The organism is Kribbella jejuensis (assembly GCF_006715085.1).
GTDB lineage: Bacteria > Actinomycetota > Actinomycetes > Propionibacteriales > Kribbellaceae > Kribbella > Kribbella jejuensis.
This window is the reverse complement of record NZ_VFMM01000001.1, coordinates 3969255-3985224: the sequence shown is the minus strand read 5'-3', so window position 1 is coordinate 3985224 and position 15970 is coordinate 3969255. Positions and strand designations below refer to the sequence as shown.

Below are 15970 nucleotides of genomic sequence, written 5' to 3'. Positions count from 1 at the left end.
GCAGCCCTATCTGTAGCCCCTGAGTATCAGTTCGGACGCCGAGCCTCCTCCAAAAGTTGGAGTGAGCACCCCTCCGGTCAGATGAAGCTTCGGCAAACACGAGCTGACTACGCTGGGCGACGTGATCGGACTTTGGCGGCGCATGACGCAGTGGCAGCAGGATCTGCTGCTTGCTGCCCTCGTCGGGTTGGTCTGGTTCATGTCGCTCAACCTCATCAACGGCACCTGGTTACGGCCGCACAACCCGGCCGTCTCGGTGGTCACCGGCGTGTTCCTGGTCGCGACGGTCGCCTTCACCCGGCGTACGCCGCGAACCATGCTGCTGCTCGTCTCGGTGCTGTATCCGTTCCTGTACGCCGCGGTCGGCACCGGTCTGGCCGCGCAGCTCGGGCTGACGATCTTCGGGCAGCCGGAGATCAGCGACGCGGCGTTGCAGTCGGAGATCCACCTGGTACCGCTGCTCGTGGTCGGATACCTTGCGGCGTCGGCCGGCGTCCGGCGGTTCACCTGTCTGTTCTTCACGATGGGCAGCCTGGCCGGGCTGATGATCGGCCTGCCGACCGTGGTCGCGATCGTCCTCAGCCACGTGAACCGAGCGGTGCTGCACGGCCCGCGGTACAAGGCGCTCCCCCGCGACCTCGGCAGCCTGTACACCTACATCGACGTGTCACTGTTCGTGTTCGCCGAGGCACTGATCTGCGGGATGGTCCTGCTCGGCGCGGACACCCGGCGGCGCCGCAAGTCGGTGGCGCTGCTCGAACAGCGCAACGCCGAACTGGTCCGGTTGCGCGCGGTCGAGGCGGAACGGGCCGCGGTCGCCGAGCGGACCCGGATCGCCCGCGACCTGCACGACGTGATCTCGCACCACGTCAGCGCGGTGGTGATCCGGGCGCAGGCCGCGGACCGGGTCGCCGACCAGCGTCCCGAAGTACTGCGGGAGGCGATCCGCTGGATCATTGCCAGCGGCAAGGAAGCACTGACCGCGATGCGGGAGACGGTCCGGGTACTGAACACCGCGTCACCGCAGGTCGCGGGCGACACCGGGTCGGGTGGCGGGACCGCGCCGGTACCGGACCTGGCCGACGTGGCGCGGATGGGTGAGCGGCTGAAGGCGGTCGGGATCGACGTCACGATGGAACTCCCGCCCCGGCAGCGGCAGCTCACGTCGGCGACCGACCTGACCGCGGTCCGGATCATCCAGGAGGCGCTGACGAATGTGATGGTGCATGCGAAGGCCACCGCGGCGCGGGTCACCTGGCAGAGTGGACCGCAGGGCGAGCTGCTGACCATCGACGACAACGGGACCGGCGGACCGCCACCGGTGAACGTACTCCAGACCGCGCGCCGCCAGGAGAGCGGTCGCGGCAACGGGCTGATCGGGATGCGGGAACGGGCCACCGCGGTCGGCGGAACGCTCGCCGTCGCGGCCGGCCCCCTGGGTGGATGGAGAGTGCAGGCATGGCTACCGCCGCAGAAGTGAGCGAGCCGATCCGGATCCTGGTGGCCGACGACCAGGGCGTGATCCGGATGGGGCTGGCGATGATCCTCGACCACGAGCCGGACCTGACCACGGTCGCCCAGGCCGAGAACGGCGAGGAGGCGCTGCGCCTGATCGACCGGTACGACCCGGACGTGGTGCTGATGGACATCCGGATGCCGGTGATGGACGGCCTGGTCGCCACCGAGCGGATCACGTCGGCGAACCGCGAGGCCGGCCGGGCGCGTCCCGCCGTACTGGTGCTGACGACGTTCGACGACGAGGCGTACGTGCTGGCCGCGGTCCGGGCGGGGGCGTCGGGGTTCCTGCTGAAGGACACCGACCCGGATCTCCTCGTGTCCGCGGTCCGCGCGGTGCATCGTGGCGACTCGCTCGTCGATCCGGCGTCCACGCGGGTGCTGCTCGAGCGCTGCATGGAGCTGGAGCGCCGGTTCGAGGGCGGTACGGCGAGCCCGGTGCCGGCACAGCCCGACGCGCGCTGGCTCGGACTGCTGTCGCAGCTCAGCGAACGGGAGCGGGAGATCCTGGTCTGGATGGCCCGCGGCCTGTCGAACCGCGACCTGGCGAGCAAGCTGTTCGTGAGCGAGACCACGGTCAAGACCCACGTCAGCTCGGTCCTGTCCAAGCTCGGCCTGTCCAGCCGGGTCCAGGCAGTCGTCGTCGCCTACGAGGCCGGCGTCGTCCGGCCCGGCGAAGCCGACGTCAACTGGGACGCCTAGGCGAACATCCACACCGCGATCGCCGCGGCGGCGAGCAGGATCACAACGGTCAAAGCCTGGCTGAACACCGACGCCTTACGGCGCTGCGGCAAGAAGTCCCCGGTCATGATTCCAGAGTGCGTCGCCGGCGCGCTGTACCCATCGGCCGTCAGGATGGTTCTGGTCTACTACCTGAGGAGGATCGGCGAACTCTTTCGTAGGCTGTCGCGGTGACCAACCCTGTGCTCAGCCGGCGGGAGCTGAACCGTGCCACCCTCCAGCGCCAGCAGTTGCTCCGCCGGGAGGCCGGACCGGTCGCCGAGCTGATCGAGCGGCTGGTCGGGCTGCAGGCGCAGGCTCCGCTGGCGCCGTACGTCGCGCTGTGGTCGAGGCTCGAGGGCTTCGACCCGGCCGACCTGTCCGCGCTGATGACATCGCGGCGGGCCGTCCGCGCCACGTTGCTGCGGGCCACCATCCATCTGGTCACCGCCGAGGACTGCCTGATGATGTGGCCGCTCACCCACACGGTCGCGGACCGCGGTTTCCGTGGTGCGTTCGGCAAGCAACTGGCCGGCGCCGACATCGGTGCTGTTGTTGCCTACGGCACAGAACTCCTGAGCCGCGAGCCGTACAGCCGGAACCGGCTGCGGGAAGTGCTGGGCGAGCGCTGGCCGCACTGGGACGCGAACGCGATGGCGTACGCCGTCAGCTACCTGACAGGCACCGTCCAGGTAACACCGCGCGGGGTGTGGGGGAAGACGGGTCCGGCCGCACTGCAGACCATCGAGAGCTGGCTCGGCCGGCCACCGGTCGCGGATCCTTCGATCGACGCGCTGGTCCTGCGCTACCTTGCGGCGTTCGGTCCGGCGAGTGTGGCCGACGCACAGACGTGGTCCGGTCTGACTCGGCTGCGTGAGGTCGTGGAGCGGCTCGAGCTGCGTCGGTACGCCGACGAGGACGGACGGGAGCTGTTCGACGTACCCGACGGACCGTTGCCCGACGCGGACACGCCGGCGCCGGTGCGGTTCCTGCCGGAGTTCGACAATCTGCTGCTGTCACATGCGGACCGGCGCCGGGTCAACCCGACCGGACGCGCGGTACCGCTGCCGCCGGGCAACGGCGCGGCGATGGGGACCGTGCTGATCGACGGCGACTACCGGGCCGACTGGCGGCATCACCGCGGCAAGAGTCTGCAGGTCGTTCCACATCTCCCGCTCACGACTCGCGAGCGGGATGAGGTCGAGGCCGAGGCGGTGAACCTGCTCGGGCTGATCGGCAGCGCGGACACGCCCGTCGAGATCGGTCAGTCGCCGAAGTAGGCGGCGCGGACTTTCTTCGGGACGCACAGCGCCCAGGCGTCGAGGATCAGTTCGCGGAGTTCGTCGTACTCGACGGCTGCCAGGTTGAGTTCGATCCACTGGTAGCGCTCGTCGGACGGCCGGGGCGGGAGGAACTTGCCGGGCTCCGCTTCAAGGGCCGCGGCGCGTTCCTCGCGCGGGAAGCCCAGGCCGATGGTCTGCTCGTCGGGCGCGACCGCCAAGTAGACGATCTGGCCGACGCGGAACTTGATCCGGTCCCGGACCAGGACCTCGTAGCTGCGCGGCAGGTCCGCGGTGATTCGGCGGATATCGGTGAGATCGACCACCCTCCCACGGTAGAACGGCATGACTGACAGATCGTGTCAGCATTCCCCTGGGTACCGTGTCCGAATGGTTGTCAGCGCGGTCGAAGGAGCCGAGGTGGTGTTCCGCCTCGGTGACGCTGCGCATGCGTTCGCGGGCGTTCGGTTGTGGCAGGAGCTCGGGCTGCCCGCGGAGCTGCTCGAGTTCAAGCCGGTCGAGTATGGCTGGGAGCTGCGGCTACCGCGGCCGTCCGTGCACCGGATGGAGTACCTGTTCGACATCGCCGACCTCGGGCCGCGGACCGATCCGACCAATCCACGGACCGTCGGCGGCGCGTTCGGGCACCATTCCTGGCTGCCCTTGCCGGGGTACGTCGAACCCGCCTGGCTCACCGTGTCACCGATCCCGTCGACGCTGACGCCACTGACCACGGAGTCCCCGGTCGGGCCGGTCGACGTGCAGGTCTGGGCGCCGGAGGGCATCGCACCGATGTTCGAGCTGCCGTTGCTGCTCGCCCACGACGGTCCGGAGTTCGCGACGTACGCCGGGCTCGTGCAGTACGCCGGAGCGATGGTCGCCCGAGCCACGCTCCCGCCGTTCCGGCTCGCGCTGATCGAACCGACTGCCCGCAACCTTTGGTACTCGGCGAATCCGCAGTATGCCGAGGCCTTGACGCAGTACGTCCTGCCCGCGGTCGAGGAGTCGTACCGGAGTCGGCGTCCGGTCCTGATGGGGGCCAGCCTGGGCGCGCTCGCCGCACTGTATGCCGAATGGCACCATCCGGGTACCTTCGACGGGCTGTTCCTGCAGTCGGGCTCGTTCTTCACGCCCGCGACCGATCCACAGGAGGCGAAGTTCGAGTACTACGCCGAGGTGACCAGGTTCGTCGAGCAGGTGCTGACGGCAACCACGGCACCGAGCACGCCGCTGGTCGGGATGACGTCCGGGGCGACCGAGGAAAACGTGCACAACAACCGGGTGCTGGCCGCCCGGCTGGCCGAGCTCGGACTGGACGTGACGCTCGCCGAAACTCCCGACATGCACAACTTCACAGCCTGGCGGGATGTGCTGGATCCTGATCTGACGGAGTTACTGCGACAGACCTGGGGTGGGGCCGATGGAACGGGAGCAGGTCGAGTTGGAGGCGCCGGGGCTTGACCGCCGCGGCACCGTGATCCGGTACGGCCATTTCGGCCGCCCCGTGCTGGTCTTCCCGAGCGAGCAGGGTCGCGCCTGGGACTATGAGAACAACGGTATGGTCGACGCGGTCGCCTCGCTGATCGAGGCCGGACGGGTGAAGCTGTACTGCGTGGACTCCTACGATCACGTCAGTTGGTCGGACCGCAGCATCCAGCTGGAGCTGCGCGCCCGGCGGCACGAGCTGTACGAGTCGTGGATCGTGAATCAGGTGGTGCCGGCGATCGGTGCGGACTCGCCGGGCGCTCCGGACATCATCACGACCGGGTGCAGCCTCGGGGCGTACCACGCGCTGAACTTCGCGCTGAAGCGGGCCGACCTGTTCCCGATCGCGATCTGTCAGTCGGGGAACTACGACGCCGCCAGCTGGCACGGGTGGGGCGAGCGCGGCACCGCGACGTACTTCAACAACCCGGCCGACTACCTGCCCAACCTGTCGGGCGATCACCTGGAGTGGCTGCGGTCCCGGCTGTTCCTCGTACTCACGGTGGGACAGGGCGACTGGGAGACCCACCCCACCGGGTCGCTCCCCTCGGCACTGAAGACCGCTGCGCTGCTGGCGGAGAAGGGCATCCCGCATGAGCTGGACCTGTGGGGGTACGACGTAGCACACGACTGGCCGTGGTGGCGTCAGCAGATCGCCCACCACCTTCCCCGATTCTGCTGAGGAGAATCCATCCCCTCCGCTACCCTTTCCGTCGACCTGTAGGAGACCTCGTGGCTGATCGTTCGCGGCATTTGATCGGGTTGTTGCTCGGCGCCGAGGAGGACTGGCCGCGGGCGTTCGAGGCGTTGCTGCAGCGGGTCGGGCCGGTGACGATCGACGGCCACGAGCACGAGTTCGGGTCCCGGCGGCTGACCATCGAGCCGTTCGACCTGACCGATCCGGTCCGGGTCGGGCTCGTCATCGACCGGCTCGCGTACTGGTACTACCACCCGCGCGAGTGGCTGAAGAAGGCCGCGCTGATGAACGGCACGTACCTGCTGAACTCGCCGTTCACGTTCCAGTCGATGGAGAAACACTCGGCGTACTGCGCGATGCTCCGGCTCGGCCTGAAGATCCCGCGGACCGTGCTCGTGCCGTACAAGAACCCGGTCGACAACGTGCGCTGGGCGTACACGTCGGCGAAGTACAACCAGCCCTTCGACCTGGACGCCATCGCCGAGGACCTCGGGTACCCGCTCTACATGAAACCGTTCGACGGCGGCGGCTGGCGCGGAGTGTCCCGGATCGACAACAAGGTCGACCTGCACCGGGCGTACGACCAGTCCGGCGAGATGCTGATGCACCTGCAGGCCACTGTCGACTACGACAAGTTCGCTCGTGCGCTGTCGATCGGCGCCGAGACGATGGTGATGGATTTCCGCCCGGACGAGCCGATGCACAACCGGTACGCCGTCTCGCACGACTTCCTGTCACCCTCGGCCGGGCACCAGACCGTGGCGATCAGCCGGATCGTGAACGCTTTCTTCGGCTGGGAGTTCAACTCCTGCGAGATGCTGGTCGCGGGCGACGAGGTCTATCCGATCGACTATGCCAACGCCTGCCCGGACGTCGCGGTCACCTCGCTGCACTACTACTTCCCGTGGGCGATCAGCGCGCTGGTGAAGTGGTCGGTGTTCTGCCTGGCGACCGGGCGGCGTTCGTCGGTCGACCTGCACACCGAGCGGTACTTCGAGATCGCGGACGACCCGGACCTCGACTACGACGCCAAGCTGGAGCGGTACCTGGCGCTCGCGGACGAGCACTTCGAGACGGCCAAGTACCAGGAATGGTGCGCCTCGCATCTGGGCGACTTCGATCAGCGGGTGCGGGACTGGGTGGCCGGTCCGGACTTCGAACGGTTGCTCCGTGACACGGTCGCGTCGACGTACCCGGAGCACGAGCAGGAGAAGTTCTTCGCCCACTTCAAGGGCCTCACCGACCTTTGGGTGGCCGATGCGTGACGCCGACGTACCCGGGTGGTGGCAGCGGCTCGGGCTGGAGGGTCTGGTCGACGTCCACGTGCATTTCCTGCCGGACCGGGTGATGAATGCCGTCTGGGCGTACTTCGACCAGGCCTCGACGCACTACGGGACAGACTGGCCGATCACGTACCGGACGTCGGTCGAGGAAAGGCTGAAAACGCTTGACTCGTTGGGCGTGCGGGCGTTTCCGGCGCTGGTGTATCCGCACAAGCCGGGGATGGCCGAGTCGTTGAACTCGTGGGCGCGGGACTTCGCCGCCCGCACTCCGGGTTGTGTTGCCAGCGGCACCTTTTTCCCGGAGCCGTCGGCCGCTTCCTATGTGCGTGAAGCCCTTGAACTGGGCACACGGATCTTCAAGGTGCACGTGCAGGTCGGCGACTACGACCCGCGCTCCGGCGAGCTCGACGAGGTCTGGGGCCAGTTGGCCGACGCCTCGGTACCGGTCGTCGTGCACTGTGGCTCCGGCCCGATCCGCGGCCGGCACACCGGGCCGGGCCCGATGGGCGAGGTCCTCCGCCGGCATCCTTCGTTGACCGCGGTGATCGCGCACTTGGGGATGCCGGAGTACGCCGAACATCTCGCGCTCACCTCGTACCCGAACGTCCACCTGGACACCACGATGGCCCTGACCCCGTTCGTCGAGGCGATGATGCCGTTTCCTCGCGACCTGGTCCCACGCTTACGCGACGCCCAGGACCGAATCGTCCTCGGCTCCGACTTCCCGAACATCCCGTACGAGTACGCCGTACAACTCTCCTCCCTGGAAGCCCTCGGCTTAGGCGACGACTGGCTACGAGCAGTCTGCTGGGACAACGGCGCCCGCCTCCTCGACCTCTAGCCCTTGCAGGGGCCGCCGAGGGGTGAGCAGCAGCCTTCGCCGCGCCAGGCTTCGAGGCCTTCGCGGACGGCGACGGCGGCGATGATGAGGCCGGCGATCGGGTCGGCCCAGGACCAGCCGAGGGTGGCGTTGAGGAGCAGGCCGACGAGGAGCACGGCGGACAGATAGGTGCAGAGCAGGGTCTGGGTCGAGTCGGCGACGACTGCATTGGAGCCGAGCGCTTTGCCGGTACGGCGTTGGGCCCAGGAGAGGAACGGCATCACGATCAGAGACGCGATCGCGATGCCGATACCGACTCCCGAGGTGTCCGGGTGGCTGCCGCTGACGAGCGCGCGTACCGACTCGAATCCGACGTACGCGGCGAGCGTAAAGAACGAGAACGCGAGCATGCGCAGGGCTTTGCGTTCGCGGGACTCCGGGAGCGGGTGCCGGAACTGCCAGAGAATGATCAACCCACTGGACACCTCGACAACCGAGTCCAGGCCGAATCCGACCAACGCAACCGAGCCCGCGATCATCCCGGACGACACGGCGACGACGGCTTCGATCACGTTGTAGGCGACGGAAGCGGCCGCCAAGAGCCGAGCCCGGCGGCCGAGCCGCTCTCGTTCGCCCGGATCGACGACCCACGCCGACCCGACGCCTCCGAGCTGCAGCGGCTCGCCGCCCGCCGGACCGTGGGACATACCCGGGTGACTCATGCGTCGAGGCCGTAGATCGGGCAGAGCGCGACGGCATCACCTGTGAGTGAGAGCAGGCGTTCAGCCGCGGACAGGAGATCCATCGTCGCCTCGGGATGAGAGAGCCTGAAGACCGACGCCCTCCCCTCGGCCCGCGACTCGACCAGCCCGCAGTCCCGCAGACAAGCCAGATGCTTAGACACTGTCGACTGCGCCAGCCCGAGATGCTCGGTCAGGTCCACAACACGATGCTCCCCCAACGCAAGATGCCGCACGATCGCGAGACGCGACGCGTCACTGAACCCGTGAAACAAACATCCAGCCACCGCCAACGCTCCGGCCTCTTTGATCGCCATCTGGCGATGTTATCGGGAGTTGGCTGTCCTGGATAGTACGTACGCTGTCGGAGTCGCCCCGTTGTACCGGAACAGCCGCTCGCGAACGACCTTGAACGAACTCCGCTGTACGGCGTTCCGCAACAGCCTCTTGTCCTCGGTCAGCAATACGATCCGCCCGTCTCGCACCACCACGCGCTCGAGTTCCTCGAGCATCGCAGGGTACAACCGTTGGTTGTCCCGATGACTGCCGACCTGCTTCCCGAACGGCAGATTGGCCACCACCCGGTCCACGGACCCGTCGAGTAGCGGAAGTTGCTCCGCGCGTCCCTCCACGAGGCGCCCGCCCGGGACCACGAGGCGCGGGCCCTGAACCACGGGGCGCCGGCCTTGGTCCGCGGGGCGCGGGTCGTGGGCAGTGCGTGCGTTGCGGGCGGCCAGTCGCAGGGCGAGGTGGTCGTGGTCGACGCCGCCGATGTGTGCGGTCGGCTCGTGGCGGTGGGCGGCGCGGAGGATCGTGCCGGTGCCGCAGAACGGGTCGAGTACGCGGTGGCCGGGGCGGATCTTCGCCAGCCGGACGAGAACTTCGGCAACGATCAGGTTGGTTGACCAGGGCAAGCGTTCGTAAGAGCCGAAGCGGCGGGTCCAGGACAGCGGGGCGAACCGAACGGTGCCGCGGTCAACCTGCCCCTGCCCGGCGGTCGGGTGGAACGACGGATCGAGGGTGCTCAGTAAGCCGCACCTGAGCGACAGCTCGGGGTCAGCGATGTCGACTGTCGAGTACAGCGGGCAGGCCGCGAGTTCCTCGAGATCGCCGTCGAGGGTGCATTCGACGGTGTCGACGGATGCTTGGCGGATCGAGTGGATGGACGCCATGGCGCGCAGGTCTGCGGTGAGCAGGTCCGCGGCGCCGTCGACGGTACGCAGGACAAGGCGGTCGGTGACGCTGAGCAAGGACGCTCCTGAAGGATCGTGATCGACAGATGAGTCGAAGCACGGCGCAGGCATGCCGCAACGAACCGACCCCACCCGGGGCCGGCTGCGACCTACCTACACCTTCAGAAACGCTGCATCGCGGATCACCCTAGAGCGGCCGCGCGCGCCACCACACCTGCTTTTACGATGCCTACGTGCCACACACCGTCGAAGAACGCCCACCCCACGACCCGGAACTGACCGCACTCCTGGACGCCGCCTTCGCGGAGCTCGTCGCCAAGTACGGCGCCGAGGGTCGCTCACAGGTGAAGGACGGCGCCCGGTACTTCGTTGTGGTCGACGACGCCCGTCACGCGGTCGCCTGCGCCGCGTTGCAGACGTTCGACAACAACGACGCCGAACTCAAGCGGATGTACGTCGCCCCGCACGCACGCGGCCGCGGACTGGCGCGCCTGCTCCTCAACACCCTGGAGCAGGCGGCGCGCGCCGCCGGACACTCGACTGTGCGGCTGTCCACCGGGTATCTTCAGCCCGAGGCGATTGCGCTCTACGAGTCGAGCGGCTATACGCGCACTGAGCCGTGGGGCAAGTACGTTTTCGAGCCGTCGACCTACTGCTACTCGAAGCAAATCGCCTTGTTTTAAAGTAGAATTGGCGAGTGACGGACGCTCGGATTCATACCGTGGAACAGTTGCTGGACGTGCTGGATCGGGTGGTGAGTGCGAGCGGCCGCGGTGACCGGTCGGACGCGTCGGCCGCCGACTTCTGGACCGGTCTGTTGACGACTCCGGGACACCCGCTCGCAACGCAACTGCCCGATGAGCCGTTGGTGGATTGGCACGAGCGCGGATTGCTCGGGCGCCTCGACGGCGCGCGGGTTCTCGATGTCGGCTGCGGCGCCGGGCGGAACACCCGATGGTTCGCCGAGCAGGGCGCGACCGTCGACGGGATCGACCTCGCGAAGGACCTCCTCGACCAACTCCGGCCGACGATGCCCACAAACGTCACACTCACCGCAACCGACGTACTGCGTGATCCGCTGCCGGACCGTGAGTACGACGTGGTGTACGACTCCGGTTGCTTCCACCACATCGCCCCGCATCGGCGGATCACGTACCTGCAGCGGGTCCTCCCGCTCGTCCGCGCCGGCGGCCGGTTCGGCATCGTCACGTTCGCGGCCGAGCGGATGGAGGCGCCGTCGGACCTCGACGTCGTCGCGACCGGGGACACGTACGGCGGCATGGCCTTCACGCTCGACGACCTCCGCGCGATCTTCACGGACCTCACCCCGCTGGACCTCCGCGCCGTACGAGACGACCGGCCCGGCACCTTCGCCGCCGACTTCCTGAACGCCGCCCTCTTCACTCGCTAGCCAGGTCGAGCGCAGCCCATTGCCCGACCCATTCCAACGTTGTAAAGTGCTCTCGTCCCGCCATCGACCAGCACCACGGGAGAGTTCATGACGCAGCCTCGTGCGGAGTACCCGCGTCCGCAGTTCGTCCGGCCCGAGTGGCTGAACCTGAACGGCGAGTGGCAGTTCGAGATCGACCGGTCGGACTCCGGGCTGGAGCGCGGCCTGCGGGACCGCGAGTTGCCGCAGCGGATCGTCGTACCGTTCGCGCCGGAGAGCGCGTTGTCCGGGATCGAGGACGTCGACTTCCTGGAGGCGGTCTGGTACCGCACCATGGTCACGATCCCGGCGGCGTGGGACGGCAAGGACGCCGTACTGCACTTCCAGGCCGTCGACCACGACGCGACCGTCTGGGTGAACGGGCAGGAGGTCGTCCGGCACCGCGGCGGATTCACCCCGTTCAGCGCGAACCTGCGCCACGTGGCGAAGCCCGGCGAGCAGGTGACGATCGTCGTCCGCGCCCGCGACACGCACCGCGGCCCGCAGGCACGCGGCAAGCAGAGCCAGCTGTACGCGAACCACAGCTGCCTTTACACCCGCACCACCGGCATCTGGCAGACCGTCTGGCTCGAAGCGGTACCGACCGTGCACCTCAAGCGCCCGCGCATCACCCCGGACGTCGCCGGCTCCAGCTTCCACCTCGAAGTACCGGTCTCCGCGAACAAGCCCGGCTGGAAGGTGCGCGCCCGCCTGCAGGACGGCGACGGTGAGATCACCACCGCCGAGGTCCGTGCCGACCTGGACCTGGCGCCGCGGCTCACGCTGCAAGTACCGGCCGAGCGCGTCCGGCTCTGGGACACCACCGACCCGCACCTGTACGACGTACGTCTCGAGCTGATCGATGCCGAGGGCAACGTCGTGGACGGCGCCGACTCGTACGCCGGCCTGCGTTCGGTCAGCATCAACGGCAAGGCGATCCTGATCAACGGCAAACACGTCTTCCAGCGGCTCGTACTGGACCAGGGGTACTGGCCGGAGAGCCTGATGACGGCGCCGTCCGAGGAGGCGATCGTCCGCGACATCGAGCTCAGCGTGGCGGCCGGGTTCAACGGCGCGCGCCTGCACCAGAAGGTGTTCGAGGAGCGGTTCCTGTACCACGCGGACCGGCTCGGATACCTGGTCTGGGGCGAGTTCGGCGACTGGGGCTCGGGTGTCGGCAACACCGACACCGACAACCAGCAGCCGACCGCGTCGTACGTCGGCCAGTGGCTCGAGGCGGTCGAACGCGACTACAGCCACCCGAGCATCGTCGGCTGGTGCCCGCTGAACGAGACGCACCAACTGCTGCACGACCGGATCACCCAGCTCGACGACGTCACCCGCGCGATGTTCCTGGCCACCAAGGCCGCGGACACCAGCCGGCCGGTTCTGGACGCCTCCGGCTACAGCCACCGCGTACCGGAAACCGATGTCTGGGACTCGCACAACTACGAGCAGGACCCGGCCGAGTTCGCGCGGCAGATGGCAGACCTGGTGAACGACAATCCGTACGGCAACACCGGCGGGCCCGAGAGCAAGCCGATCTCGCTGGCGTACGACGGCCAGCCGTACTTCTGCAGCGAGTTCGGCGGCATCTGGTGGAACGCTGAGAAGGCCGCTGCCGGCAAGAGCGGAAACTCGGCGGACTCATGGGGCTACGGCCAGCGGGTCGCAGACGAGGAGGAGTTCTACACGCGCTTCGCCGGCCTGGTCGACGCACTGCTCGACAACGAGCTGATGTTCGGCTACTGCTACACGCAGCTGACCGACGTCTTCCAGGAAGAGAACGGCATCTACAACTTCGACCGCAGCAACAAACTCGACGTACCCCGGATCAAGGCAATCCAGGACCGCCAGGCGGCCTACGAGAAGGACTGAAGCACGAGGCTTCCGGTCGCGACCAGGATCCAGAGGATCGCTCCGAGGAGGAGTGGCCTGGGTCCTGCGTCGCGGAGTTCGCGCGGGCGTAGCGACAGGCCGATCGCGGCCAGCGCGGCGGTGATCAGGGTGCTGCCCATGACGGTCAGGGTCGGCAGCCAACTGGTCGGTACGGCGCCCGCGGAGCGGAGGCCCGCGGCGGCGATGAAGCCGATCAGGAACAGCGGTACGAGCTTGCGCCACGGCAGCGGTTTCCGGATCGAGGCCGTGGCGCCTTCGTACGAACCGGTCGAGGCTGCGTCGAGCGCGCGGGCGGCGCGGTTCTCGCGCCGGATCTTCAGCGCGACCAGCGTCAGCACGATCGGGATCAGCGTCAGCGAGCGGGTCAGCTTCACCACGATCGCCTGATCGCCGGCGGCCTGGCTGTACGCGTACCCGGCGGCGACCACCGACGACGTGTCGTTGACCGCCGTACCGGCCCAGAGGCCGAACGCCTCCGAGCTCAGCCCGAGCAGATGGCCGATCGGCGGGAACGTCAACACAGCGACGATGTTGAAGGTGAAGATCGTCGCCAGCGCGTAGGCGACCGAGGACCGCTTGGCGCCGATCGCCGCGGTGGCGGCCGCGATCGCGGAACCGCCGCAGATCGCCGTACCGACCCCGATCAGGGTCTGGGTGTCACCGCGGACGCCGAGCAGGCGACCGAACAACCACGCGCCGCCGAGCGCGATCGCGAGCGTGCCGAGCATGACGGGCAGCGACGAGGCGCCCACCCGCGCGACCTGCTGCAGGGACAGGCCGGTTCCGAGAACGACGATCGACAGCTGGAGCAGCGTTTTCGAGGCGAAGTCGTAGCCCGGACGCCACGCGTCGGAGCGGAGTACCGGGATCACGCTGCCGGCGATCACGCCGAGCAGGATGCCGAACACCGGACCGCCGACGAGCGGAACCAGCCGACCGAGCGGCACGGCGACGGCCGTCACTGCGACCACGATCGCCAGGCCCTTGCGGTGCGACAGCGCCGCCCGCAGGCGACGGACAACGGGAGCGGCGGCGGTGAGGTAGTGAGGTGTCCTAACCTCGAGCTGCACCACCAGCCGGTTCCCTTCTGCCAGAAATGTACGTACATTCAAGGTAGGAGATGACCGGACATTTGGCAACTCCGGAAGGACGGCGTGTGCGGAAACTCGAGCGTGGCGGCGGCGAGCCGCTCTGGAAGCAGTTGCAGGCGGACCTCGTCCGGCGACTGCGCTCCGGAGAGTTCGACAACGCCTTCCCGGGCGAACTCGCACTCGTCGACGAGTACGAGGTCAGCCGGCACACGGTTCGCCAGGCGCTCGGGCAGTTGCGCACCGACGGGCTGATCGTCGCCGAGCGCGGCCGGCAGCCGCGGGTCGCGGCCGCGCCGGAGATCCGGCAGCCGATGGGCGCGCTCTACAGCCTGTTCTCCTCGGTCGAGGCAGCCGGGCTCCCTCAGCGCAGCGTGGTCCGGGCACTCGACGTCCGCGCCGACGGGGTGATCGCGGCCCGGCTCGAACTCGAGGAGTCGATCCCGCTGCTGTATCTCGAGCGGTTGCGGTACGCCGGTGGCGAGCCGCTCGCCCTCGACCGGGTCTGGCTGCCGGCCACGCTGGCGGAACCGTTGCTGGACGCGGACTTCACGCATACCAGCCTGTACAACGAGCTCGCCAACCGGACCGGGATCGTCCTCGACCACGGCAGCGAGGACATCCGCGCGATCAACCCGAGCGCGGCCGAGCGCAAGGTGCTGCACTGTCCGGACGACGCGGCGGTGTTCTCGATCGTCCGCCAGGGCAGCGCGCAGAACCGGCCGGTGGAGTGGCGGCACACGCTGGTCCGCGGTGACAGGTTCGCGCTGTCCGCATCGTTCTCCGCGCATTCCGGGTATCGGCTCGCGCCGAGTGGCACCGCGCTCACCCAGGCCTGGTGACGTCCCGGAACGGATCGTCCGACGGGAGCCAGTCCTTCTCGGGGTCGTAGTCGACGGTGACGTCCGCGGTCAGCGCATCGATCGTTGCGAGTACGGCGGGACGCGTCTCGTCCTGACGTGACACGAGCGCCCAGGTCCAGATCGGGACCGGGTCGACGACGGGCCGCCTGGTCAGGCCCCGCGGGAGCGGCGTCGCGTCGCGTTTCGGTGAGCTGATCACGGGTCGGCCGAGGCGCCGTACGTGGTCGTAGAAGCCGGGACCGGTGATGCCGTGGTCGTCGATGCGCACGACCGACGCACCCGTGGCCCGGGCGAACTCGATCGCATAGATGTTCCACGAGGCCCACGCGTCGGTGTCCGCATCGACCAGGACAACGGTTCGACGTGCTTCCACCGGCGTGTCTTGGTGGCCGACGGCAAACAACCGGTCCGCGCCGAGGAGGCGGCCCTGAAGGTTCTGCTCGGCGAGATCGGTTGCTCGTACCCAGCAGATCGCCAGGTCGACACTGCCGTCCGCGACCCGCCGCGCCTGCGTGTGCGACGGCATCACCCAGGCGTCGACCAGGAGCTGGGCGACGCCGGAAACGCGTTCTTGCAGATCGGGTGGGTGCCAGCTGACGTAGCCGAGACGGACCGGCTCGCTGGCGGCGAATCCTCTGGCCGTGCGGCGCAGCTCGTCGGCTTGCTCGAGGAGTGCCCGCGTCTGCGGCAGCAGCGTCTCGCCGTACGACGTGAGCTTGACGGCGCGGCGGTCGCGCTCGAAGAGCAGTACGCCGAGGTCGCGCTCGAGCGACTTGATCTGCTGCGAGAGGGACGGACCGGCGATGTGCAGCCGGGCCGCGGCCCGCCCGAAGTTCAGTTCCTCGGCGACCGCCACGAAGTACCGCAACTGCCGCAGCTCCACGCTGCTCAGCGTAGTAGGCCGCGCCTCCCAGCTGGGAGGTAACCGGTCGTGGAAAAGCACCGGAGGTTCGATAAC

Annotated in this window: 17 protein-coding genes; 11 read left to right on the top strand and 6 right to left on the bottom strand. The window is 68.3% G+C overall.

Annotation, left to right across the window (positions count from 1 at the left end; all coding sequences use genetic code 11):
- The first annotated feature begins 121 nt into the window (after positions 1-121).
- From FB475_RS19670 to FB475_RS19660, 3 genes are all read left to right on the top strand, one after another.
- Positions 122-1480, top strand: a complete 1359-nt coding sequence (locus FB475_RS19670) for a sensor histidine kinase (protein WP_238332237.1) — start codon at positions 122-124, stop codon at positions 1478-1480.
- The gene (locus tag FB475_RS19665) at positions 1477-2217 is read left to right on the top strand and encodes a response regulator (RefSeq protein WP_185759361.1); all 741 of its coding nucleotides are present in this window, start codon (positions 1477-1479) and stop codon (positions 2215-2217) included. Before FB475_RS19670 ends, FB475_RS19665 begins: the two co-directional genes overlap by 4 nt.
- A 209-nt stretch (positions 2218-2426) precedes the next feature.
- Complete coding sequence (locus tag FB475_RS19660) at positions 2427-3515, top strand: winged helix DNA-binding domain-containing protein (RefSeq protein ID WP_141857677.1); 1089 nt, start codon at positions 2427-2429, stop codon at positions 3513-3515.
- Here FB475_RS19660 and FB475_RS19655 read toward each other — a convergent pair.
- Positions 3500-3841 carry an MmcQ/YjbR family DNA-binding protein gene (locus FB475_RS19655; RefSeq protein WP_185759311.1) on the bottom strand — a complete coding sequence of 114 codons (342 nt, stop codon included), beginning with the start codon at positions 3839-3841 and terminating at the stop codon, positions 3500-3502. The two genes, FB475_RS19660 and FB475_RS19655, sit on opposite strands and share 16 nt — an antisense overlap.
- Before the next feature lie 64 nt (positions 3842-3905).
- On the opposite strand from FB475_RS19655, the gene FB475_RS19650 reads away from it, so the two are divergent.
- The 4 genes from FB475_RS19650 to FB475_RS19635 are packed head-to-tail and all read left to right on the top strand — an operon-like array spanning position 3906 to position 7821.
- Positions 3906-4976 carry an alpha/beta hydrolase gene (locus tag FB475_RS19650; RefSeq protein ID WP_141857675.1) on the top strand — a complete coding sequence of 357 codons (1071 nt, stop codon included), beginning with the start codon at positions 3906-3908 and terminating at the stop codon, positions 4974-4976.
- Positions 4936-5682 (top strand): esterase family protein, encoded by a 747-nt coding sequence (locus tag FB475_RS19645; protein ID WP_141857674.1) that lies wholly within the window; start codon positions 4936-4938, stop codon positions 5680-5682. The genes FB475_RS19650 and FB475_RS19645 overlap by 41 nt, the downstream gene beginning before the upstream one ends.
- Positions 5683-5732: 50 nt before the next feature.
- A complete protein-coding gene (locus FB475_RS19640) occupies positions 5733-6962 on the top strand; it encodes an ATP-grasp domain-containing protein (RefSeq protein WP_141857673.1) in 1230 nt (409 codons plus the stop codon).
- Positions 6955-7821 (top strand): amidohydrolase family protein, encoded by an 867-nt coding sequence (locus FB475_RS19635; protein WP_141857672.1) that lies wholly within the window; start codon positions 6955-6957, stop codon positions 7819-7821. Before FB475_RS19640 ends, FB475_RS19635 begins: the two co-directional genes overlap by 8 nt.
- Here FB475_RS19635 and FB475_RS19630 read toward each other — a convergent pair.
- Genes FB475_RS19630 through FB475_RS19620 form a run of 3 tightly spaced genes read right to left on the bottom strand, consistent with a single transcriptional unit; the run spans position 7818 to position 9790 of the window.
- On the bottom strand, positions 7818-8522 hold the full coding sequence (locus FB475_RS19630) for a cation diffusion facilitator family transporter (RefSeq protein ID WP_238332236.1): 705 nt from the start codon (positions 8520-8522) through the stop codon (positions 7818-7820). The genes FB475_RS19635 and FB475_RS19630 overlap by 4 nt on opposite strands.
- Complete coding sequence (locus tag FB475_RS19625) at positions 8519-8857, bottom strand: ArsR/SmtB family transcription factor (protein WP_141857671.1); 339 nt, start codon at positions 8855-8857, stop codon at positions 8519-8521. The genes FB475_RS19630 and FB475_RS19625 overlap by 4 nt, the downstream gene beginning before the upstream one ends.
- Before the next feature lie 9 nt (positions 8858-8866).
- Positions 8867-9790, bottom strand: coding sequence for a methyltransferase domain-containing protein (locus FB475_RS19620; RefSeq protein WP_185759310.1), 924 nt, complete (start codon positions 9788-9790; stop codon positions 8867-8869).
- Between the two features lie 176 nt (positions 9791-9966).
- Between FB475_RS19620 and FB475_RS19615 the strand changes: the two genes are divergently transcribed.
- The 3 genes from FB475_RS19615 to FB475_RS19605 all read left to right on the top strand — a co-directional run bounded on the left by FB475_RS19615 (position 9967) and on the right by FB475_RS19605 (position 13040).
- On the top strand, positions 9967-10416 hold the full coding sequence (locus tag FB475_RS19615) for a GNAT family N-acetyltransferase (RefSeq protein ID WP_141857669.1): 450 nt from the start codon (positions 9967-9969) through the stop codon (positions 10414-10416).
- Between the two features lie 14 nt (positions 10417-10430).
- The gene (locus FB475_RS19610) at positions 10431-11144 is read left to right on the top strand and encodes a class I SAM-dependent methyltransferase (RefSeq protein WP_141857668.1); all 714 of its coding nucleotides are present in this window, start codon (positions 10431-10433) and stop codon (positions 11142-11144) included.
- A gap of 87 nt (positions 11145-11231) precedes the next feature.
- Positions 11232-13040, top strand: a complete 1809-nt coding sequence (locus FB475_RS19605) for a glycoside hydrolase family 2 protein (RefSeq protein ID WP_141857667.1) — start codon at positions 11232-11234, stop codon at positions 13038-13040.
- On the opposite strand, the gene FB475_RS19600 is transcribed toward FB475_RS19605, so the two are convergent.
- Positions 13025-14134: a YeiH family protein gene (locus FB475_RS19600; RefSeq protein ID WP_238332235.1), complete on the bottom strand. Its 1110-nt coding sequence runs from the start codon at positions 14132-14134 to the stop codon at positions 13025-13027. The genes FB475_RS19605 and FB475_RS19600 overlap by 16 nt on opposite strands.
- 83 nt (positions 14135-14217) lie before the next feature.
- On the opposite strand from FB475_RS19600, the gene FB475_RS19595 reads away from it, so the two are divergent.
- A complete protein-coding gene (locus FB475_RS19595) occupies positions 14218-14991 on the top strand; it encodes a GntR family transcriptional regulator (RefSeq protein WP_238332234.1) in 774 nt (257 codons plus the stop codon).
- Here the strand turns inward: FB475_RS19595 and FB475_RS38145 are convergent.
- Complete coding sequence (locus tag FB475_RS38145; protein WP_141857665.1) at positions 14975-15895, bottom strand: LysR family transcriptional regulator; 921 nt, start codon at positions 15893-15895, stop codon at positions 14975-14977. The genes FB475_RS19595 and FB475_RS38145 overlap by 17 nt on opposite strands.
- Between the last annotated feature and the right edge of the window lie 75 nt (positions 15896-15970).

Coding starts and splice junctions, on each gene's coding strand:
- FB475_RS19650 (WP_141857675.1), top strand. CDS start 3,906: ATGGTTGTCAGCGCGGTCGAAGGAGCCGAGGTGGTGTTCCGCCTCGGT.
- FB475_RS19645 (WP_141857674.1), top strand. CDS start 4,936: ATGGAACGGGAGCAGGTCGAGTTGGAGGCGCCGGGGCTTGACCGCCGC.
- FB475_RS19635 (WP_141857672.1), top strand. CDS start 6,955: ATGCGTGACGCCGACGTACCCGGGTGGTGGCAGCGGCTCGGGCTGGAG.
- FB475_RS19630 (WP_238332236.1), bottom strand. CDS start 8,522: ATGAGTCACCCGGGTATGTCCCACGGTCCGGCGGGCGGCGAGCCGCTG.
- FB475_RS19625 (WP_141857671.1), bottom strand. CDS start 8,857: ATGGCGATCAAAGAGGCCGGAGCGTTGGCGGTGGCTGGATGTTTGTTT.
- FB475_RS19605 (WP_141857667.1), top strand. CDS start 11,232: ATGACGCAGCCTCGTGCGGAGTACCCGCGTCCGCAGTTCGTCCGGCCC.